Origin of the sequence: Streptomyces sp. NPDC007875 (assembly GCF_042868035.1) — a bacterium.
Taxonomy (GTDB): domain Bacteria; phylum Actinomycetota; class Actinomycetes; order Streptomycetales; family Streptomycetaceae; genus Streptomyces; species Streptomyces antimycoticus.
The window spans coordinates 236,444-256,524 of record NZ_JBIADZ010000001.1 but is presented as its reverse complement, the minus strand read 5'-3'; the positions used below and the strand labels follow the sequence as shown (position 1 = coordinate 256,524).

The 20,081-nt window shown below is 70.2% G+C and carries 18 protein-coding genes and 1 riboswitch; of the genes, 15 read left to right on the top strand and 3 right to left on the bottom strand.

What is annotated here, in order from left to right; all coding sequences use genetic code 11:
* Positions 1-26 precede the first annotated feature (26 nt).
* Positions 27-1,154, bottom strand: coding sequence for a glycine cleavage system aminomethyltransferase GcvT (gene gcvT, locus ACFYOY_RS01115; RefSeq protein ID WP_388584027.1), 1,128 nt, complete (start codon positions 1,152-1,154; stop codon positions 27-29).
* A 169-nt stretch (positions 1,155-1,323) separates the two neighbouring features.
* Positions 1,324-1,434, bottom strand: a riboswitch (glycine riboswitch).
* Positions 1,435-1,603: 169 nt separating this feature from the next.
* Here gcvT and ACFYOY_RS01110 point away from each other — a divergent pair.
* The 11 genes from ACFYOY_RS01110 to ACFYOY_RS01060 all read left to right on the top strand — a co-directional run bounded on the left by ACFYOY_RS01110 (position 1,604) and on the right by ACFYOY_RS01060 (position 13,044).
* On the top strand, positions 1,604-2,302 hold the full coding sequence (locus ACFYOY_RS01110; RefSeq protein WP_351880526.1) for an AAA family ATPase: 699 nt from the start codon (positions 1,604-1,606) through the stop codon (positions 2,300-2,302).
* Positions 2,303-2,547: 245 nt separating this feature from the next.
* Entirely contained in the window at positions 2,548-3,354 is an 807-nt protein-coding gene (locus ACFYOY_RS01105) for an enhanced serine sensitivity protein SseB (protein WP_388584024.1), read from the top strand.
* 111 nt (positions 3,355-3,465) lie between these two features.
* Complete coding sequence (locus ACFYOY_RS01100) at positions 3,466-4,260, top strand: enhanced serine sensitivity protein SseB C-terminal domain-containing protein (RefSeq protein ID WP_351880529.1); 795 nt, start codon at positions 3,466-3,468, stop codon at positions 4,258-4,260.
* 480 nt (positions 4,261-4,740) lie between these two features.
* Complete coding sequence (locus ACFYOY_RS01095; RefSeq protein ID WP_211123545.1) at positions 4,741-5,745, top strand: ABC transporter permease; 1,005 nt, start codon at positions 4,741-4,743, stop codon at positions 5,743-5,745.
* Positions 5,746-5,879: 134 nt separating this feature from the next.
* The gene (locus ACFYOY_RS01090; RefSeq protein ID WP_351880532.1) at positions 5,880-7,640 is read left to right on the top strand and encodes an ABC transporter substrate-binding protein; all 1,761 of its coding nucleotides are present in this window, start codon (positions 5,880-5,882) and stop codon (positions 7,638-7,640) included.
* 160 nt (positions 7,641-7,800) lie between these two features.
* Positions 7,801-8,775 (top strand): ABC transporter permease, encoded by a 975-nt coding sequence (locus tag ACFYOY_RS01085; RefSeq protein ID WP_351880535.1) that lies wholly within the window; start codon positions 7,801-7,803, stop codon positions 8,773-8,775.
* Positions 8,772-9,914 (top strand): ABC transporter ATP-binding protein, encoded by a 1,143-nt coding sequence (locus ACFYOY_RS01080; RefSeq protein WP_351880538.1) that lies wholly within the window; start codon positions 8,772-8,774, stop codon positions 9,912-9,914. The genes ACFYOY_RS01085 and ACFYOY_RS01080 overlap by 4 nt, the downstream gene beginning before the upstream one ends.
* A 20-nt stretch (positions 9,915-9,934) precedes the next feature.
* Complete coding sequence (locus ACFYOY_RS01075) at positions 9,935-11,011, top strand: dipeptide ABC transporter ATP-binding protein (protein ID WP_351880541.1); 1,077 nt, start codon at positions 9,935-9,937, stop codon at positions 11,009-11,011.
* A 52-nt stretch (positions 11,012-11,063) separates the two neighbouring features.
* Positions 11,064-11,723, top strand: coding sequence for a trimeric intracellular cation channel family protein (locus ACFYOY_RS01070; RefSeq protein ID WP_351880544.1), 660 nt, complete (start codon positions 11,064-11,066; stop codon positions 11,721-11,723).
* Positions 11,724-11,812: 89 nt separating this feature from the next.
* Complete coding sequence (locus ACFYOY_RS01065; protein ID WP_351880547.1) at positions 11,813-12,169, top strand: metalloregulator ArsR/SmtB family transcription factor; 357 nt, start codon at positions 11,813-11,815, stop codon at positions 12,167-12,169.
* Positions 12,166-13,044 (top strand): SRPBCC family protein, encoded by an 879-nt coding sequence (locus ACFYOY_RS01060; RefSeq protein WP_388584017.1) that lies wholly within the window; start codon positions 12,166-12,168, stop codon positions 13,042-13,044. The genes ACFYOY_RS01065 and ACFYOY_RS01060 overlap by 4 nt, the downstream gene beginning before the upstream one ends.
* Before the next feature lie 101 nt (positions 13,045-13,145).
* Here ACFYOY_RS01060 and ACFYOY_RS01055 read toward each other — a convergent pair whose 3' ends face one another.
* Positions 13,146-14,000 carry an alpha/beta hydrolase gene (locus ACFYOY_RS01055; RefSeq protein WP_351880553.1) on the bottom strand — a complete coding sequence of 285 codons (855 nt, stop codon included), beginning with the start codon at positions 13,998-14,000 and terminating at the stop codon, positions 13,146-13,148.
* 133 nt (positions 14,001-14,133) lie between these two features.
* On the opposite strand from ACFYOY_RS01055, the gene ACFYOY_RS01050 reads away from it, so the two are divergent.
* Positions 14,134-15,303 carry a cysteine desulfurase family protein gene (locus ACFYOY_RS01050; protein ID WP_351880556.1) on the top strand — a complete coding sequence of 390 codons (1,170 nt, stop codon included), beginning with the start codon at positions 14,134-14,136 and terminating at the stop codon, positions 15,301-15,303.
* 212 nt (positions 15,304-15,515) lie between these two features.
* A complete protein-coding gene (locus ACFYOY_RS01045) occupies positions 15,516-16,952 on the top strand; it encodes a hypothetical protein (protein ID WP_351880559.1) in 1,437 nt (478 codons plus the stop codon).
* A gap of 37 nt (positions 16,953-16,989) precedes the next feature.
* Here the strand turns inward: ACFYOY_RS01045 and ACFYOY_RS01040 are convergent, their stop codons facing one another.
* Positions 16,990-17,667 carry a peptidoglycan recognition family protein gene (locus ACFYOY_RS01040; protein WP_351880562.1) on the bottom strand — a complete coding sequence of 226 codons (678 nt, stop codon included), beginning with the start codon at positions 17,665-17,667 and terminating at the stop codon, positions 16,990-16,992.
* 219 nt (positions 17,668-17,886) lie between these two features.
* Between ACFYOY_RS01040 and ACFYOY_RS01035 the strand changes: the two genes are divergently transcribed.
* Positions 17,887-18,798 (top strand): TIGR03619 family F420-dependent LLM class oxidoreductase, encoded by a 912-nt coding sequence (locus ACFYOY_RS01035; protein ID WP_351880565.1) that lies wholly within the window; start codon positions 17,887-17,889, stop codon positions 18,796-18,798.
* A 70-nt stretch (positions 18,799-18,868) separates the two neighbouring features.
* Complete coding sequence (gene mnmA, locus ACFYOY_RS01030; RefSeq protein WP_351880568.1) at positions 18,869-20,020, top strand: tRNA 2-thiouridine(34) synthase MnmA; 1,152 nt, start codon at positions 18,869-18,871, stop codon at positions 20,018-20,020.
* Positions 20,021-20,081 lie beyond the last annotated feature (61 nt).

The window sequence follows — 20,081 nt, the reverse complement described above, 5'->3', positions numbered from 1 at the left end:
GGCGCGACGCGTTGCGGCGGGACCGCTCAGCGCTCGCGCCGGTAGAAGGGCAGTGCCACGACCTCGTACGGCTCCCGGGTGCCCCGGATGTCCACCGAGACCCCCTCGGTGCCGGGCTTCGCGTACTCCGGGTCCACGTACGCCATCGCGATCGGCTTGCCCAGCGTCGGCGAGGGCGCGCCGGAGGTGACCTGGCCGATCTGTGAGCCGTCGGCGGCCACCACGGCGTATCCGGCGCGCGGCACCCGGCGGCCCTCGGCGACCAGGCCGACCAGCGTGCGCGGGCTGACGGTGTCCGCCTCGCGGGACGCGGCCTCCAGGGCCTGGCGGCCGACGAAGTCGCCGGGCTTGTCGAACTTCACCACCCGGCCGAGCCCCGCGTCGAAGGGGGTGGTGTCGGTGGTCAGCTCATTCCCGTACAGCGGCATCCCCGCCTCGAGACGCAGGGTGTCCCGGCAGGACAGACCGCAGGGCACCAGGCCCACCGGGGCCCCCGCCTCGGTCAACGCCTCCCAGACCCGCTCGGCGTCGTCCGGCGCCAGGAACAGCTCGAAGCCGTCCTCGCCCGTGTAGCCGGTGCGGGCGATCATGGCGGGGACGCCCGCGACGGTGCCCGGCAGCCCGGCGTAGTACTTGAGCCCCTCCAGGTCGGCGTCGGTCAGGCTCCTGAGGATCCCGGGGGACTCGGGCCCCTGGACGGCGATCAGCGCATAGGCGTCCCGGTCGTCCCTTACGGTCGCCTCGAAACCGCCGGCCCGCTCGGTCAGCGCGTCCAGCACCACCTGGGCGTTGGAGGCGTTGGCCACGACCAGGAACTCCTCGTCCCCGAGGCGGTAGACGATCAGGTCGTCCAGGATGCCGCCCTCGTCGTCGCAGATCATGGTGTAGCGGGCGCGGCCCACGGCGAGCGCGGACAGCCGGCCGACCAGTGCGTGATCCAGGGCCTCTCCGGCCTGCGCACCGATGAGAGAGATCTCACCCATATGGGAGAGGTCGAAGAGCCCGGCGCGGGTGCGCACCGCGGTGTGCTCGTCGCGCTCGCTGCCGTAGCGCAGCGGCATGTCCCAGCCGGCGAAGTCGGTCATGGTGGCGCCGAGCGCACGGTGCCGTGCGTCCAGCGCGGTACGGCGTGGGGTGGGCGGGGCGTCGGTCACGATTCAGGCTCCAGGAGATCGGGGTCGCGCGACGGCGAGGACGGACGACAAGGACGCGTGCGTCCTCCCCATCTGTCATCGGAACCTGAGAGGTTCGCCGTGACGCCCGTAAGGGGCCTGGCTTGCACCTTGGGTGGAGCCGCGCCCGCGGCTCGCTTTTCAGATCTGCCTCGTCCACGCGGTATCGGGGCCTGAGAGATTCAAGGGAGGACTTGCTCCTTCGGCGCCCCGGACACCCGGCACAGCTGCCGGTGACCAAGGACTCTCCCGCGCGGATTCAAGCGGCCGGTATGGAGTTGCGCGCACATCATCGCATGTGTGGCCGAGAAAGGAAGCCCCGATCGGGGCGGCTCCGGCCGGATCGGGCAGAGGCAGCCTTGATGGACATTACCTTTTCTTGACACTCTGCGGGTACGAGCAGCGTTGACCGACCTGGGAGGACGATCACGGTGCATGGGCAGGGAACATACGAGACCGCACAAAGGCTCCTGCCGGCACGGCGTGGCCGCATCCCCTCCGGGTCGACGGCCATCCCCGGCCGGCGCATCGCGGTGCACGATCTGCGCGGCCAGGTGCGAGGCGGCGGTGCGGACCGGCGTGAGCTGCGCTTCCCGGTGGGGGACGTGCTGGTCGCCTCGGGGCTGCCGGGCGCCGGCAAGAGCACGCTGATCAATCGGACGGTGCCCCTCTTGGACGGGACGGGCACGGTCGTCATCCGGGTCGACTCGCAGAACACCCGGGAGGCGTGGGAGCGCCGGATGCCCGGCTGGCTGCCGTACGCGCTCTACCGCCCGCTGGTCCGGTACGCCCACTACGCCGGGCTGCGCCGGGCGCTGCGCTCGGACGTCAGCGTCGTGGTGCACGACTGCGGCGCGCTGCCGTGGGTCCGCCGCTGGCTGGCCCGGGACGCGCGGCGCCGGGGCCGCAGTCTCCACATGGTGCTGCTGGACGTGGACGCCACGGTGGCCCTGGAGGGCCAGGCCGCCCGTGGCCGTGGGGTCTCCGGCTATGCCTTCGGCCGGCATCGGCGCGCGATGCGGCGGCTGATCGCGGGGATGGAGGAGGGGCGGCCGCCGGAGGGGTGCGCCTCGGCGGTGCTGCTGGACCGCTCGACCGCGAGCGAGCTGCGCTGCATCTCCTTCGAGTGAGCCCGGCACCAGAAGTGAGCCCCGCACGGGAGGGGATGGGGGGTTCCCGCTCCCCGGGGAGGAAGGGAAGACGCCGGGTGACCTTGGCCGGAAATCGGCCACCGGGGCATCACTCAGTGTGACGGTGGCCCGGGGCCGGGCGAGGTGGGGAAGTGCTGTGGAGATGACGCCGCCCCCGCTGGCCCCGGGCCGCCCAGCCGCTAGGGTGCTTTGGGCAGGTAGGACGAGATGGCGGTTGGACGAAGATGAGCTTCCCGGAGCAGTACGGCATGGCCCCGGCTCACGGAGGATTCCCCGACGGCGCGCAGACCGCGTTTCCGGCGTTTCCCGGCAATGAGCTCGAAGAGGTGATGGCCGCCTCGATCGACGTCCCCGGGGCCGGAGCGCGCATCGTCGAGACGCTCTCCCGCAGCCATGTCTGGGTTCCGCTGCCCAACGGCGGTGGCCCGGGCAGCCCGAGCCTCGATCTGCCCACGGTGGAGATCGAAGGCGCCGCGTATGTCCCGGTGTTCAGCTCCGAGCAGCAGTTCCTGCAGCTCGTCGGCTCCCATATGTCCTTCACCATCGCCCCGGCCGTGGAGTTCGCCCGCGGCCTGCCGCCCCAGCTCGGCATCGCGGTGAACCCCGGTGGCGCGGTGGTCGTACCGCTGCCTCCGCCCGCCGTCCGCGAGCTGTGCCGTGCCGGGCGTAGCGAGCTCGACGGCCCGGCCACCGGGGGCAGGGTGCGGCTCTTCGAACCGGACTGGCAGGACGAGCCGGTGGACTTCCTGGCCGCCGCCGGGATCGAGTTCGCCAAGGACACCGGGGTGCGGACCGCCCGGCGCGCGCTGGCCAGCGTCGAGGGCGACGAGCCGGCGCTCTTCGTCGGCGTGCAGCTCGACGCCCCCGGCCCCGAGGGCCAGGCGCGCGCGGTGGACGCGCTGGGCCGCGCCCTCGGCGTGGTGCCCGTGCGGTGGAAGGTCCAGCTGGTGCTGCTGGATGTGGCGCAGGGGGATCCGGTGGTCGACTGGATGATGGGGCGCGTACGGCCGTTCTACGACCGTGACCTGTGACTCACCCCAGGGTCCGCTACGGGGGCCCGTAAGCTGGTTTGATGACCAGGAGGGGTGCGAGCACGCTCCCCGGTGAGGTGCGGACAAGGGCGAGAGAAGGGGCGGACCCAGGTGAGCGCGGGCGCGGATTGGGGGGCGGCGGCCGGCCAGGTTGAGCGAGCGTTGCAGCAGGTCGCTCCCGGCCGGTACGACGCCTATGAGGCGCTGCTGCAGGCCATCGGAGAGGGCCAGGTCTGGATGCTGCTGTGGCACGGTGCGCCCGGCACGCCCGAGGCCCAGTACGGGAACATGGATGTGGACGGCCTCGGTTACGCCCCGTGCGTGACCTCCGCGCAGGAACTGGCCGCCAGTGGCTGGAACCGTGCGCATGAGGTGGTCGACGGACGCCTCATCGCCGACTCTCTCTACCGCGACCGCTACGGCCTCTGGCTCAACCCCCACGCCCGCGGCGGCGGAGTGGGCATCCCGTGGCCGGATCTGCGCCGGATCGCGGGCGGTCTGGACCGGCTGCCCGCCGGGCCGCTGCGGCTGAGCGAACCCGCCATCGACATCCCGCAGTTCTACGCCCTGCTGGGGCAGAACGCGCATCGCACCACCGCGGTGCGGTCGCTGCGGCGGGTCTGGGTGCAGCCCGCGCTGGGCGCTCCGTATCTGGCCATCGGGCTGGATCTCTACGACAGCAGCGCACCGGCGGTGCAGTCGGTGCGGGTGATGATGGAGCAGTCGATCACCGCCGTGCCGGACGGGCTGCCGGTCTCCACGGTCGCGCTCTCCGACGAGTACGACCCCGTCGCCCTGTGGATGCGGGCCAACGCCCGGCCCTTCTTCGACCGTGACGCCTATGGCACCGCCCCCGCCGCGCCGTCCTACGGCTACGGCTACCCGCCGCCGCGTCCCGCCTACTGATCCGCTGCCTCGCTGATCCGTCACCGACCGGCCGACTCGTCGACCCGCTGATCCGTCACCGACCGGCCGACTCGTCGACCCGCTGATCCGTCACCGACCGGCCGACTCGTCGACCGCTGATCGGCCACCGACCTGCTGGTCCGCGCACCGATTGACGGGATTGCCCACCCGGCCTTCCGGGCCTTTGGGGCCGAACATCCCAAAGCGGGCGCGAGGTTACTGCTGCGTTCTCGTGTCGCGACCGTCCGTATAGCGGAGCGGTACTCCCCACATCACGGTTAGGCATCCATTGCCCGGGAGTACTGGCGGGTGATCACAAACGCGTTGAAGACTCCCGCTCCAAGGGGTGCGGTTCCTGCGTACGACCCCTTCCTGAAGGGTTCCGTACCAGAACGCGACTTTCACCCGGGTTGTGAACAAAGCCGCTACAGCGGCGAGTCGTGGGCCGGTCACCACCGGTCGAGAGGGGTCTCCACCACGATGACGGCACCATTGCACGGCACGAGCACGGACAGCGATCCGGTCGCGACTGCCGATGTAGCGGCGGATGTGGTCAAAGCGTCCGTCGAAGGCAGATCGCTGCGGCAGATCGCCTGGACACGCCTGAAGCGGGACAAGCTCGCGCTGGCGGGTGGCATCGTTGTCGTCTTCCTGGTCCTGGTGGCGATCTTCGCTCCACTGATCGTGAGCCTGCTCGGGCATCCGCCCAATGAGTTCCACCAGGAGGAGATCGACCCGCTGTTCGGCACCCCGAAGGGGTCCATGGGCGGTATCAGCTCGGACTTCCTCTTCGGCGTGGAGCCGTCCAACGGCCGCGACGTCTTCAGCCGCGTCGTCTACGGCGCCCGGATCTCGCTGCTCGTGGCCTTCCTCGCGGCGGTGGTCGCGGTGGTCCTCGGCACCATTTTCGGCATCATCGCCGGGTACTTCGGCGGCTGGGTGGACTCGGTGATCAGCCGGGTGATGGACATGCTGCTGGCCTTCCCGCAGCTGCTCTTCATCATCTCCCTGGTCTCGGTGCTCCCCAACGACCTGCTGGGACTGACCGGCAGCGGGGTGCGCATCGCCATCCTGGTCTCGGTCATCGGCTTCTTCGGCTGGCCGTACGTGGGCCGCATCGTGCGCGGCCAGACGCTGTCGCTGCGCGAGAAGGAGTACATCGAGGCCGCGCGGAGCCTGGGCGCCGGCCGGCGCTACATCCTCTTCCGAGAGCTGCTGCCCAACCTGGTGGCGCCGATCACCGTCTACGCGACGCTGATGATCCCCACCAACATCCTCACGGAGGCCGCGCTCAGCTTCCTCGGCGCGGGCGTGAAGCCGCCCACCGCCTCTTGGGGGCAGATGCTCTCCAAGGCGGTCGGCACCTATGAGGACGACCCGATGTTCATGATCATCCCGGGTGTGGCGATCTTCGTCACGGTGCTGGCCTTCAACCTCTTCGGCGACGGCGTCCGCGACGCGCTCGATCCGAAGGGCACCCGATGACGGCGCGGCGCACGACACGCCCCGCGGACCGGTCGTACCCGAATGCATCAGCCCCTGCCGTATCCGGCAGCCGGCTCCCCGAAGAATTCCGCGGCGCCATGCCTAGGACCGCTACCCCGGAGGTTGCAACAGCTATGAAACAGCTCTCGAGAAGCAGGCGGATCGCCGGAGCGGCGGCTGTCGTCGGCGCCCTCCTGGCCACCGCCGGCTGCGGTGGTGGCAGTTCCGACGAGGAGGGCTCGGGCGCCGGGTTCAACGCCGCGGTGAAGGGTGTCGCAGCCAAGTCCGCCAAGAAGGGCGGCACCCTCAAGTTCATCAACAAGCAGGAGTTCGACTCCCTCGACCCGCAGCGTCAGTACTACGGGTTCGCCTGGGACTTCTCCCGCTTCTACGCGCGCCAACTGATCTCCTACGCGCCGAAGCCGGGCAACGCCGCGAACGAGCTGGTCCCGGACCTCGCCACCTCCACCGGCAAGATCAGCAACGGCGGTAAGACCTACACCTACACCCTGCGCGACGGGATCACCTGGGAGGACGGCTCCCCGATCACGTCCAAGGACGTCAAGTACGGCATCGAGCGCATCTGGGCCAAGGACGTCGTCTCCGGCGGCCCCGGCTATCTGCGCCAGGTCCTGGACCCCAAGGGCGAGTACAAGGGCCCGTACAAGGACAAGTCCAAGGACAAACTGGGCCTGAAGGGGATCCAGACGCCGGACGACAAGACGGTCGTCTTCAACCTCGCCAAGCCCAACGGTGACTTCGAGCAGATGCTCGCGATGCCGACCGGCTCCCCGGTGAAGGCGGACAAGGACACCGGCGCCAAGTACACCAACCGGCCGTTCTCCTCCGGTCCGTACAAGGTCCAGTCGTACAGCCCGGGCAAGAGCCTGTCTCTGGTCCGCAACAGCAGCTGGAAGAAGGCGTCCGACCCGATCCGCCCGGCCCTGCCGGACAAGATTTCGGTCACCTTCAACTCCAACCTCGAGGCGATAGACCGGCTGCTGATCAAGGGCGACTACGACGTCTTCCTCAGCGCCACCGGTATGACCCCCTCGGGCCGTAACGACGCCCTCAAGCAGCACAAGGGCAACGTCGACAACATCACCACCAGCTTCGTCCGGTACGTCGACTTCACCACCAAGGTCAAGCCGTTCGACAACATCCACTGCCGCAAGGCGGTCGTCTACGGCACCGACTACAAGTCGCTCCAGACCACCCGCGGTGGCCCGCAGGCCGGTGGTGACCTCGCCACCAACATGCTCCCCAAGAGCGTCAAGGGCTCGGACGACTACGACCCGTACGGCATCCTGAAGCGCGGCGGCAAGGCCGACCTGGCCAAGGCCAAGGACGAGCTCAAGCAGTGCGGCAAGCCGAACGGCTTCTCCACCAGCATCGTGGCCCGCAACGACCAGCCCGCCGAGGTCGACGCCGCGGAGGCGCTGCAGGCGTCGCTGAAGAAGGTCGGCATCAGCCTCAACGTGGAGCCGATCCAGGGCAGCACCTCCGCCAGCATCACCGGTTCGCCGTCGGTGATGAAGAAGCGCGGCTACGGCCTGTCCATGACCGGCTGGGGCCCGGACTTCCCCACTGGCCAGGGCTTCTCCCAGCCGCTGATCGACGGCCGTTTCATCGAGCAGACGGGTAACTACAACGTCTCCGAGACCAACGACCCGGCGATCAACCAGTACTTCGACGACGCGCTCAAGGAGACCGACCCCAACAAGGCCGGCGCGATCTACCAGAAGATGAACCACAAGGTCAGCGACCTGGCCGTGCAGATGCCGTTCATCTACGAGAAGAACATCACCTGGCGCAGCTCGCGGCTGACGAACGCCTTCTCGTCGGCGGCCTACAACGGCCGCTACGACTACTCCCAGCTGGGCGTCGTCAAGTGACGGCAGGTCACCTGACCCGCCGCACCCCCCTCCATCGCCGCACCCGATAGGCCCGAAGGGCAGGTGATGGCCGCGGGTGGTGGCCCGTGATACCCCTCAACCGGGGTATCACGGGCCACCGCCCGGGCCGCGCACAGTGCTTGCTTATCTCATCCGGCGCTTGTTCGCCGTCGTCGTGATGCTGTTGGTCGTCACCCTCACGACCTTCGCCATCTTCTTCGTGATCCCGAAGTGGGCCGGTGCCGATCCCGCGCTGCTGTTCGTCGGCAAGCAGGCCGACCCCGCGGCCATCGAGGGCATCCGGCAGAAGCTCAGCCTCGGTGATCCGGTTCTGGTGCAGTTCTGGCACTTCGTCCAGGGCCTCTTCGTTGGCCGGGACTACGCCAGCGGCACGGACGTCACCCACTGCCCGGCGCCCTGCTTCGGCTACTCCTTCCGCACTGAGCAGGCGGTGTGGCCGCAGCTCACCGACGCCATGCCGGTCACCCTCTCGCTCGCCGCGGGCGCCTGTCTGCTGTGGCTGGTCGGCGGCATCACCACCGGTGTCGTCTCCGCGCTGCGCCGGGGCACCCTGTGGGACCGCTCGGCGATGACGGTCGCGCTGGCCGGTGTCTCGCTGCCGATCTACTTCACCGGTCTGCTCTCGCTGGCGATCTTCAGCTACTCGCTGAAGTGGGTCAACGTGGACTACAAGGCGTTCGGTGACGATCCGGCGATGTGGTTCGAGAGCCTGATCCTCCCGTGGGTCACGCTCGCCTTCCTCTACGCGGCGATGTACGCCCGGCTCACCCGGGCCACCATGCTGGAGATCATGGGCGAGGACTACATCCGCACCGCCCGCGCCAAGGGCCTGCGAGAACGGGTGGTCATCGGCCGGCACGCGATGCGCTCGACCTGGACCCCGGTCCTCACCCTGCTCGGCCTCGACCTGGGCGCCCTGCTGGGCGGCGCGGTCCTGACCGAGACCACCTACAACCTGCCCGGCCTCGGGCGGCTCGCGGTGAACGCGATCACCGAGAAGGACCTGCCGGTCATCCTCGGCGTCACCCTGATCGCGGCCGTCTTCATCGTGGTCGCCAACCTCGTCGTGGACCTTCTGTACGCCGTCATCGACCCGCGAGTGAGGCTCGGATGACCGACCTGACCAAGCCCTCCGGACAGCCCGGGAACGGCGATCTGCCGGCCACCGGCACCGCCGCCGTGGGAGAGGTGGCCGCGGCGGGCTCGCCCGCCCCCACCGCCTTCCTCGAGGTGCGCGATCTGCACGTCCACTTCCCGACCGACGACGGTCTGGTGAAGTCCGTGGACGGGCTCAGCTTCCGGCTGGAGAAGGGCAAGACCCTCGGCATCGTCGGCGAGTCCGGCTCCGGCAAGTCCGTCACCTCGCTCGGCATCATGGGGCTGCACACCGCCGGGCAGTACGGCCGCCGCAAGGCGCGGATCTCCGGTGAGATCTGGCTCAACGGCCAGGAGCTGCTGGGCGCCGACCCCGACGAGGTGCGCAAGCTGCGCGGCCGCGAGATGTCGATGATCTTCCAGGATCCGCTGTCCGCGCTGCACCCGTACTACACCATCGGCCGCCAGATCATCGAGGCGTACCGGGTGCACCACGAGGTCACCAAGGACGTGGCCCGCAAGCGCGCGATCGAGCTGCTGGACCGCGTCGGCATCCCGCAGCCCGACAAGCGCGTGGACAGCTATCCGCACGAGTTCTCCGGCGGTATGCGCCAGCGCGCCATGATCGCGATGGCGCTGGTCAACAACCCCGAGCTCTTGATCGCGGATGAGCCGACCACCGCCCTGGACGTCACCGTCCAGGCGCAGATCCTCGACCTCATCCGGGATCTGCAGAAGGAGTTCGGCTCCGCGGTCATCGTCATCACCCATGACCTGGGCGTCGTCGCCGAGCTCGCCGACGATCTGCTGGTGATGTACGGCGGCCGCTGTGTCGAGCGCGGCCCGGCCGAGAAGGTCTTCTACGAGCCCCAGCACCCGTACACCTGGGGGCTGCTGGGCTCCATGCCCCGTATCGACCGCGACCAGACCGAGCGGCTCATCCCGGTCAAGGGCTCCCCGCCCAGCCTCATCAATGTGCCGTCCGGCTGCGCCTTCCACCCGCGCTGCCCGTACGCCGATGTGCCGAAGGACAACATCACGCGCACCGAGCGGCCGGAGCTCAGCGCAGCCGGGAGCGGCGGGCACTTCTCCGCGTGCCATATGTCGCAGGAGGAGCGCACCCGGATCTGGACCGAAGAGATTGCGCCGAAGCTGTGACCGACACGAAGGATCCGAAGATGACGGTCCCGGAGAAGGCGACGACGTCGCCCGAGCCCCTGCTCAAGGTGTCGGGTCTGGTCAAGCACTTTCCCATCAAGAAGGGGCTGCTGCAGCGGCAGGCCGGTGCGGTGCAGGCGGTCGACGGGCTCGACTTCGACGTCCGGCCGGGGGAGACCCTGGGCGTGGTGGGCGAGTCGGGCTGCGGCAAGTCCACCATGGGGCGGCTGGTCACCCGGCTGCTGGAACCCACCTCGGGCAAGATCGAGTTCGAGGGCAAGGACATCACGCATCTGAACACCGCTCAGATGCGGCCGATGCGCCGTGACGTCCAGATGATCTTCCAGGACCCGTACTCCTCGCTGAACCCCCGGCACACCGTCGGCGCGATCGTCAGCGCGCCCTTCCGGCTCCAGGGCGTCACCCCGGAGGGCGGCGTCAAGGCGGAGGTCCAGCGGCTGCTGGAGCTGGTCGGGCTCAACCCCGAGCACTACAACCGCTATCCGCACGAGTTCTCCGGCGGCCAGCGGCAGCGCATCGGCATCGCCCGGGCGCTGGCCCTCAAGCCCAAGCTGGTCGTCGCCGACGAACCGGTCTCGGCGCTGGACGTGTCGATCCAGGCGCAGGTGGTCAACCTGCTGGACGACCTCCAGGACGAGCTGGGCCTGACGTATGTGATCATCGCGCACGATCTGTCGGTCATCCGCCATGTCTCGGACCGGATCGCGGTGATGTACCTCGGGAAGATCGTCGAGCTGGCGGACCGCAAGGACCTCTACGAGCGTCCCATGCACCCGTACACCAAGGCGCTGCTGTCCGCGGTGCCGGTGCCGGACCCCAAGCGGCGGGCCAAGCGGGAGCGGATCCTGCTCAAGGGCGATGTGCCCTCGCCGATCTCCCCGCCGTCCGGCTGCCGCTTCCACACCCGGTGCTGGAAGGCGACCGAGGTGTGCAAGAGCCAGGAGCCGCCGCTGGTGACACTGGCCACCGGCCACCAGGTGGCCTGTCACCACCCGGAGAACGCAGCGGACCAGGCGCCGCAGGAGAAGCCCGGGGCCGAGGCGGCACAGAAGGTGACGAAGAAGACCGAAGGCTGAGACGGGACGGGGTCCGGACGGGACCGGGGTCATCCGCGGATAACAATGTCGGGTGCTCATCGAACTGTTCACCCCGTCCGTCCAGCACGCGCTCGAAGTCGCCGGGATCTTCGTCTTCGCGATGTCCGGCGCGCTGCTCGCCGTGCGGAAGAACTTCGATGTCTTCGGCATGGCGGTGCTCGCCGAGGCCACCGCGCTGGGCGGCGGTATCTTCCGCGACCTGGTGATCGGCGCGGTGCCGCCCATCGCCTTCACCGATCTCGGCTATTTCCTCACCCCGCTCGTGGCCACCGGCATCGTCTTCTTCCTCCACCCCGAGGTGGAGCGGATCACGGCGGCGGTGGGGGTCTTCGACGCGGCGGGCCTCGGGCTGTTCTGCGTCGAGGGCACGATGAAGGCGCATGACTTCGGGCTCGGCGTCACCGCGTCCGTCACCCTCGGCATGGCCACGGCGGTCGGCGGCGGTGTGATCCGCGACCTGCTCGCCCATGAGGTGCCCTCGCTGCTGCGCTGGGACCGGGACCTGTATGCCGTCCCGGCCATCCTCGGCTCCTCGATAGCGGCGCTGCTGCTCCACTTCGACGCCCTCACGGCGGCCACGAGCGCGCTCGCGGCCGCCGTGACCTTTGTGGTGCGGCTGCTGGCGATGCGGTTCGGCTGGCGGGCGCCGCGGGCCTGGAACCGGCGCAGTACGGCGACGGAGGAGACCTGACCTGCCTGAGGCGCTCGGGGCGGGTGCGCCGGGTGTGGCTCAGTCTGCATGCCCTTGCGGTTATATAGCCGGGTCGTTATGTTGAGGTCATGGCCATACCGTTCGATGTCCTCGCGGAGCCGAGTCGTCGGCAGATCCTGGACCTCCTGCTGGAGCGGCCCCGCCTGGTCGGTGAGCTGACCGAGCATCTGGGGCTCACCCAGCCGGGCACCTCCAAGCACCTTCGGGTGCTGCGCGAGGCCGGTCTGGTGCGGGTCCGCCGGGACGCCCAGCGCCGCTGGTACGAGCTCTGCCCGGAGCCGCTCGCCGAGGTGGACGCCTGGCTCGCGCCGTACCGTCGGCTGTGGACCGGCCGTCTCGACGCGCTCGAACGACACCTGGACACGATGCCGGAGTCCCTCGACGCGACCGGCGAACCCGACGTACCCGACGGAGAAGCGCCATGAAAGACACCCTTGCCCAGACCGGCGGCGGCCGCTCGGCCCTGCGCCTGGAGCGCCGGCTCGCCCATCCCCCGGAGAAGGTCTGGCGAGCGCTGACCGACCCGGCCCAGCTCGTCCACTGGTTCCCCTCCCAGGTCCAGGTCGAGCTCAAGATCGGCGGCCGGATGGGCTTCGTCTTCCCCGGGCGCGAGGCCCCGGACATGGACGGCGTCGTCACCGAGCTCGACCCGCCCCATGTCTTCGCCTTCACCTGGGGCGAGGACGAGCTCCGCTGGGAGCTGCGCCCGGAGGGCGACGGCTGTGTGCTGACCCTCACCCACACCTTCGGCGACCGCTTCGGCGCGGCCAGCTTCGCCTCCGGCTGGCACGCCTGCATCACCGGGCTGGCGGCCCTGCTCGGCGGCGAGGAGATCGCCCACGGCGACATGGCCGAGCTGCACGAGAAGTACGTCGAGGCGTTCGGCCTGGCCGAGGGGGCGGTGGAGACCACCGAGGACGGCGGCTGGCGGCTGCGCTTCGAGCGCCAGCTGGTCCGCCCCGCCGAGACGGCCTGGCGGGCGCTGACCGGCCCCGCCGACGACACCCCGGAACCGGCCGCCGGGGCACCGGTCCCCTTCGGCTTCCGTACGGACGCGGTCCCGGCGGGCCCGATCACCGAGGCGCATCCGCCCCGGGTGCTCGCCTATGCCTGGGAGCGCGCCGGCCGCCCCGCCGGGACGGTCCGCTGGGAGCTCACCCAGGGCACCGGCCACGGCGCCCGCCTCATCCTGACCCAGACGGGCCCGGCGGACGCGGAAACGGAACGCACCGAGGCCCAAACAGCTTGGCGCCACCACATCGGCCTCCTGGCCGCCAAACTGCTGAAGGTAAAGAGCTAGGTTGTGGGCAATCGTTCGTCCCCCAGCTACCGCTGGGAGGTGCCCCCTGGCGGAACGGGTGGGCACAACCCACCCGCCGGCCCGCACCCGCGAAGGAAAGCTCAGCCGAGGAACCCGCTGAGCGTAACGGCCAGCTCGGCAGGGGCGTCCTCCTGCACCAGGTGCCCCGCACCCTCGATCAGCCGAAACCGCGCTCCCGGAATGCGAGAGGCAAGCTCCCGCCCCCGCTCCACCGGAATCCAGGCATCCTCCGCGCCCCAGCAGACCAGCACGGGCAGGCGGATCTCCTCGTAGCGGCCCTCGACCTCATCCGTGAACCGCTGATCGTTCTGCGCGATCTGCCGGTAGAAGGCGGGCTGGTCCTCCGGACCGCACCAGCCGTCCACGATCCGCTCCAGCACCTGCGGAGGAAGTCCTGGGGCGCTTCCTGAGCGGACGTACTCGCGCACCAGACCCCGGTGCAGCTCGGGCGGCAGTTGCCCGAAGACCTCGTGGTGGGCGCCGAACAGCCGGTACGTAGGCGAGCCCCAGGGCGCCAACGCCACCACGTCCACCAACGCCAGCCGGCGATACCGCGCACCGTGCAGCAGATGCGCACGCAGCGCGACACACCCGCCGAAGTCATGGGCGACGACGGCCGGTTCCGCCCCGGCGCCGGTCAGCCCCCACACGTCGAGCAGCTCGCCGAAGACCCGGCCCTGGGCGGCCAGCGAGACGTCCTGGTCGGCCCGCTTCTCGGAGACCCCGTAGCCCGGCATGTCCCAGACGAACACCCGGTGCCGGTCGGCCAGCGCACGGGCGACGCCCCGCCACACATACGACGAGAACGGCGTGCCGTGCAGCAGCACGACCGGCGGCGCGTCCGGTGCGCCGAGCGCGGCCCAGCGGACCTCGCCGGAGGAGCTGCGGTAGGTGCGGTCCAGCGTCCACTCGGTCTTCCACTCAGTGCCTGTCATGAGTAAAAACGTAGACGGTCCTTACTTCCGCTGTCGAGGGCCCTCGCGATGCGGTGCGAAAGAGGCGGCGGGAAGACCGTGCGTACGCGCACCCGCTACGCACCCCACAACGCCTCGTAGAATCGAGGCCACCATGGTTTATCTCGACCACGCCGCCACCACTCCGATGCTCCCGGAGGCGGTGCAGGCGATGACCGCCCAGCTCGCCGTCACGGGCAACGCCTCCTCGCTGCACGCCGCCGGCCGGCGTGCCCGCCGTACCGTCGAGGAGTCGCGTGAATCCCTTGCCGCCTCGCTGGGCGCCCGCCCGAGCGAGGTCGTCTTCACCGCCGGCGGGACCGAGGCCGACAACCTCGCGGTCAAGGGGCTCTACTGGTCCCGCAGGCACGCCGATCCGGCCCGTGTCCGGGTGCTCGCCAGCCCCGTGGAGCACCATGCCGTGCTCGACGCGGTCGACTGGCTCGCGGAGCACGAGGGCGCCCGGGTCGAATGGCTGCCGGTCGACGCCCTCGGGCGGGTCCACCCCGACGCGCTGCGCGAGGCGATCACCCGCGACCCTTCGGACGTCGCCCTCGCCACCGTCATGTGGGCCAACAACGAGATCGGCACCATCCAGCCGGTCCGCGAACTCGCCGCGGTCGCCGCCGAATTCGGCATTCCGCTGCATGCCGACGCGGTCCAGGCGTTCGGTCAGGTCGAGGTCGACTTCGCCGCCTCGGGGCTGGCCGCGATGACCGTCAGCGGCCACAAGATAGGCGGCCCCTACGGCATCGGCGCGCTGCTGCTCGGGCGTGAGCACACGCCCGTGCCCGTGCTGCACGGCGGCGGCCAGGAGCGCCAGGTGCGCTCCGGGACCCTCGACACGCCGGCCATCGCCGCCTTCGCCGTCGCCGGTGCGTACGCCACCGAGCACCGCGAGGAGTTCGCCCGGGAGATCGGCGCCCTGCGCGACGCGCTGATCACCGCCGTCCGTACGGCCGTGCCCGACGCGGTTCTCGGCGGCGACCCCGATCCGGCGGGCCGGCTCCCCGCCAATGCCCACTTCTCCTTTCCCGGCTGCGAGGGCGATTCGCTGCTTCTGCTGCTGGACGCGCAGGGCATCGAATGCTCGACGGGCTCGGCCTGCACGGCCGGTGTCGCCCAGCCCAGCCATGTGGTCCTGGCCACCGGCAGCGACTCCGACCTGGCCCGCGGCACCCTGCGCTTCTCGCTCGGCCACACCTCGGCCAAGGCCGATGTCGAGGCCGTCGCGGAGGCGATCGGCCCGGCCGTGGAGCGGGCGCGCGGGGCGGGGCTCAGCTGACGGGGCGGGGCTCGGCCGATGTCTCCGCCCCGGACCGCCACATCATAACCACGGAATTCGAATTGTCCTGGCGGTCATTTCACATAACCTACGGAACACTTATCTCCGCTTGAAATGGCGGAGAGTCGTGGGAAAGGATTTCCCCGTCAACGGACCTGGCATGCGCGGAAAGCGCACAGGTTTTCTTCACGGGGAAATCCAGGAGTTCATCGATGTCGCAGCCTTCGCTGCCGCCGCACCACCCGTCGCACCAGCCCCCGCAGCCACAGGGGGCGCAGCGGCCGCCGTCGCGGGGGCGGCGTGCCAAGCCCGCCCTGAAGCTGATCGCGGGCGGAGCCCTCGCCGTCGCCCTGGTGACCGGCTGCGGGTCCGGAGACGATGACGACAGCGGTAAGAACGGAGGGTCGTCCCAGGGCGCCCAGGCGAAGACGCTGGGCAAGGTCGCCATGCCGAAGGTCGGCAAGGAGACCAACACCATGGGCACCTGGGTCACGGACACGACCTTTGTGAAGGGCGACGTCAACAAGATCGTCGGCTACTCGCTCGACGGCGCCAAGTCGCGGTGGGAGATACCGCTCGGCGGGCAGCTCTGCTGGGCCTCGCCGCATATGACCAGGGAGGGGCTGACCGCGGTCCTGTTCCGGGACGGCGCGGGCGAGGACGCGCTGTGCACCCGGGTCGGGCTGGTCGACCTGAAGAAGGGCAAGCTGGTCTGGCAGAAGGAGGGGTCGGACAGCGAGGGCAACGCCGGGGTGCAGTTCGACGAGGTCACCATCGGCGGTGGCACCGTCGCCGCGGGCGGCACCGGCGGCGGGGGAGCCTGGTCGCTGGACGGCAAGCCGCTGTGGAAGCCGGCCTACCTCGCGGACTGCGACGACAACGGCTACGCGGGCGGCGATGACAAGATCGTCGCGATCCGCGGCTGCGACAGCGAGGACTCCAGCACCGAGCGGCTCGAGGTCCAGACGGTGGACCCGAAGACCCGCGAGGTGACCTCGTCCTACAAGCTGGACGAGAAGGTCGAATACGCGCATGTGATCTCCACCGCGCCGCTCGTCGTGGCCGTCGACACCGGCGACTCGGACGCCGGGACGGGCACCACGGACATCCTGACCATCGACGACAGCGGCAAGCAGGGCAAGCTGCTCAGCACGATCGACGTCCTGGCCAAGGGATACCAGCCCAACTGCCCGGCCACGAGCGTGGAGGGCTGTGCCGAGCTCGCCCTCGACAAGGCGAGCAGCACCCTCTACCTCTCCTCCGAGGTGGACGTGGACCACGGCGGCCCGGGGGAACGGATCAGCGGCCTGAATCTGAAGACCGGCAAGGAGACCGGGAAGACGAAGATGGCGGAGAGCAGGTCGCTGATCCCCATCCAGACCGATGACGACGGCGCCCTCCTCGCCTATCTGGGCTCCATGTACAGCGAGGCCGGCGGGGTCGTGCGCGTCGACCCCAAGACCTTCGAGATGGAGACGCTCCAGACCCATCCGGACGACATGAAGGACGCGGAGTCCGGCATGGACGTCTACGGGGACTGCACCATGATCTACACGGGTAAGAAGCTCTACATCGGCGACAACCGGGCGAGCAGGCCCGCCAGCGGCGACGGTGCGGGCCGTCCGCTGGCCGTCGTCTTCGGCGTCTGAGCCGTCCTCGGCGTCTGAACCGCCGTTTCCGGGCCTCTTACGTCGATGTCCGCGCCACGCGCACCGCTCGCACCGCCCGTATATAGCGATCCCAGTCCCAGTGGCGGCCCGGGTCGGTGTGATCGGTGCCCGGCACCTCCACATGGCCGACGATGTGCTCACGGTCCCGCGGTATGCCGTACCGCTCGCAGATCGAGGCGGTCAGCCGTGCCGAGGCGCGGTACATCGCGTCCGTGAAGGAGCTCGGCTTGCTCACGAACCCCTCGTGCTCGATGCCGATGCTGCGCTCGTTGTACGGGCGGTTGCCCGCGTGGAACGCCACATCCAGCTCACGCACCATCTGGACGATATGCCCGTCGCGGCGCACCACATAGTGCGCCGCGGCGCGGTGTCCGGGGTCCCGGAAGACCCGCACCGCGTCGTCGTAGCTGCCCTGGACCACATGGATCACCACCCGGTCGATGGGGTAGTCGTCCGGCCGGTCGGCCCACCGCCAGTTCGCCCCCGAGGCCGCGATCCACTCCGCGCCCGGCTGGTCGACCGCGCCCGCCTTGCGCGGCTTTTCGATCCCGGGCAGCCGCCACCACATCCGGGACAGCTCGTCCCGCGCGGCATAGCCCGCGACCCCGGCCGCGCCGAGCCCGGCCGCCGTGCCCCCGATCAGGAGGGTGCGCCTGCTGACGCGGCGTCCACCGCCGGTCGTGGTCTCGCTCACGGAACGCTCAACGCGCGGGGGAGGGCATCCGGTTCCGGCCGACGGGATCATGGCCAGAAGCCTTCGTTCCCAGCGGCGGCCCTCTGGCCGTCCGGGTAGATGAACGTTGAACTGTCTCTGAGCTATCGCTGCGTCCGGGTCTCCGTACCTCGGAACGTGTCCATACCTTGGAACGTATCCACCGGAATGTGTCCATCCGCTCGACGAGGAGCTGACGGTATGCGCATCGGATTCGCCCTTCCCCAGTTCGGCCCCCTGGCCCATCACCCCGAGGACATCGCGCGGTTCGCGCGCCGGGCCGAGGAGCTCGGCGCGGACAGCCTGTGGGTCGGGGACCGCCTGCTCGCCCCGGTGGACCCGATCGTCGGCTACGCGGGCACCGATGTGATCCCGCCGGAATTCCGCGCCGCGCTGGATCCCTTCACCGTGCTGGCCACCGCCGCCGCGGCCACCGAGCGGGTCCGGCTCGGCACCGATGTCATCAACGCGCCCTGGTACCCGCCCGCGGTGCTCGCCCGCACCCTCACCACCGTCGATCTGCTGAGCGCGGGCCGGCTGCTGGTCGGGCTGGGCACCGGCTGGTCCCCCGAGGAGTACGAGGCGGTCGACATCCCCATGGCCGAGCGCGGACGGCGCCTCGACGAATGCCTCGACGCCCTGGACGCCTGGTGGACCCGGAACCCGGTCGAGTACCGCGGGGACCACTGGACGGTGCCCGCCTCCCACGTCGACCTCAAACCGGCCTCCCGCCCCCATCCGCCCGTCTACCTCGCCGCCTTCGCGCCCGCGGCCATGCGCCGGGTGGCCCGGCGCGCCGACGGCTGGCTGCCCATCGCGGTCGTCCCCGCGGCGCCCGGCGCCCCCGACCCCATCGCCACCCTCGCCGAGGGGCTGGGCGGGGTGCGGGAAGCGGTCGAGCGGGAGGGCCGGGACCCGGCGGCGTTCGACGCGATCCTGCGCGTCAACCCCAGCGCCGACGCCTCCGTGGACGACATCGCGACGACCCTGGTCCGGGCCGAGCGGGAGGCGGGCATCCAGCACGCCTTCGTCGATCTGATCTATCTCGGGAAGGACACCGACCAGACCCTCACCCTCGTCCAGCGGGTGCTGGAGGGGGCCCGCGCGAGCTGAGCCGGGCGGTGGCCGACCGCTACTTACCCATTTAGTCGTTGCACAGGGAGCGACTTATGCTGGTCGGGTTATGACTGACTTCCCCGGTGCGCCCACAGGTCCCCGCGACGGCCGTCGGCTGCGCGTCCTCGCCGCCATGTCCGGCGGTGTGGACTCCGCGGTCGCCGCCGCGCGAGCGGCCGAGGCGGGCCACGATGTGACCGGCGTCCATCTCGCGCTCTCCGCCAACCCGCAGTCGTTCCGCACCGGCGCCCGTGGTTGTTGCACCATCGAGGACTCGCGGGACGCCCGGCGCGCCGCCGATGTGATCGGCATCCCCTTCTACGTGTGGGACCTCGCCGAGCGCTTCCGTGAGGACGTGGTCGAGGACTTCATCGCCGAGTACGAGGCGGGCCGTACCCCCAATCCGTGTCTGCGCTGCAACGAGAAGATCAAGTTCGCCGCCCTGCTGGACAAGGCGCTCGCCCTCGGCTTCGACGCCGTCTGCACCGGGCACTACGCCATGATCGTGGAGCACGCGGACGGCGCGCGTGAGCTGCACCGCGCCAGCGACATGGCCAAGGACCAGTCCTATGTGCTCGGCGTGCTCGACGAGCGCCAGCTCGCCCACGCGATGTTTCCCCTCGGCGACACCCTGACCACCAAGGACGAGATCCGCGCGGAGGCGGAGCGGCGGGGCCTGGCCGTCGCCAAGAAGCCCGACAGTCATGACATCTGCTTCATCGCCGACGGCGACACCCAGGGCTTCCTGGCCGGTCATCTCGGCACGGCCGAGGGCGACATCGTCGACGAGGACGGGCGCAAGCTGGGCACCCACGAGGGCGCGTACGGCTTCACCATCGGCCAGCGCCGGGGGCTGCGCATCGGCCATCCGGCGCCCGACGGCAAGCCGCGCTATGTCCTGGACATCTCGCCGGTGGACAACACGGTCACGGTCGGCCCGGTCGAGGCCCTGGACGTCACCGCCCTGACCGCCATCAAGCCGCGCTGGTGCGGAGCCCCTCCGGCGGGCCCCGGCAGCTACACCGCCCAGCTGCGCGCCCATGGCGGCGAGACCGAGGTGACAGCCGAGCCGATCGGGGTATCCGGGCTTCGGGTGACCTTCGCCGAGCCGGTGCGGGGCGTGGCCCCGGGGCAGGCGATCGTGCTCTACGACGGCACCCGGGTCGTGGGCTCCGCCACCATCGCCACGACCGAGCGCGCCCCGGCGGTCGCCTCCTAGACGGGTCGCCGACCCCGGGGGATATCCGCTTTTGGTAAGAAAGAAGCTGAAAGTCAGGATG

What these genes read in the sequence shown, in the direction of transcription:
- ACFYOY_RS01105 (WP_388584024.1), top strand. Translation starts at nt 2,548, where the DNA reads ATGAGCTTCCCGGAGCAGTACGGCATGGCCCCGGCTCACGGAGGATTC.
- ACFYOY_RS01095 (WP_211123545.1), top strand. Translation starts at nt 4,741, where the DNA reads ATGACGGCACCATTGCACGGCACGAGCACGGACAGCGATCCGGTCGCG.
- ACFYOY_RS01090 (WP_351880532.1), top strand. Translation starts at nt 5,880, where the DNA reads ATGAAACAGCTCTCGAGAAGCAGGCGGATCGCCGGAGCGGCGGCTGTC.
- ACFYOY_RS01080 (WP_351880538.1), top strand. Translation starts at nt 8,772, where the DNA reads ATGACCGACCTGACCAAGCCCTCCGGACAGCCCGGGAACGGCGATCTG.
- ACFYOY_RS01075 (WP_351880541.1), top strand. Translation starts at nt 9,935, where the DNA reads ATGACGGTCCCGGAGAAGGCGACGACGTCGCCCGAGCCCCTGCTCAAG.
- ACFYOY_RS01065 (WP_351880547.1), top strand. Translation starts at nt 11,813, where the DNA reads ATGGCCATACCGTTCGATGTCCTCGCGGAGCCGAGTCGTCGGCAGATC.
- ACFYOY_RS01060 (WP_388584017.1), top strand. Translation starts at nt 12,166, where the DNA reads ATGAAAGACACCCTTGCCCAGACCGGCGGCGGCCGCTCGGCCCTGCGC.
- ACFYOY_RS01055 (WP_351880553.1), bottom strand. Translation starts at nt 14,000, where the DNA reads ATGACAGGCACTGAGTGGAAGACCGAGTGGACGCTGGACCGCACCTAC.
- ACFYOY_RS01050 (WP_351880556.1), top strand. Translation starts at nt 14,134, where the DNA reads ATGGTTTATCTCGACCACGCCGCCACCACTCCGATGCTCCCGGAGGCG.
- ACFYOY_RS01045 (WP_351880559.1), top strand. Translation starts at nt 15,516, where the DNA reads ATGTCGCAGCCTTCGCTGCCGCCGCACCACCCGTCGCACCAGCCCCCG.
- ACFYOY_RS01035 (WP_351880565.1), top strand. Translation starts at nt 17,887, where the DNA reads ATGCGCATCGGATTCGCCCTTCCCCAGTTCGGCCCCCTGGCCCATCAC.
- mnmA (WP_351880568.1), top strand. Translation starts at nt 18,869, where the DNA reads ATGACTGACTTCCCCGGTGCGCCCACAGGTCCCCGCGACGGCCGTCGG.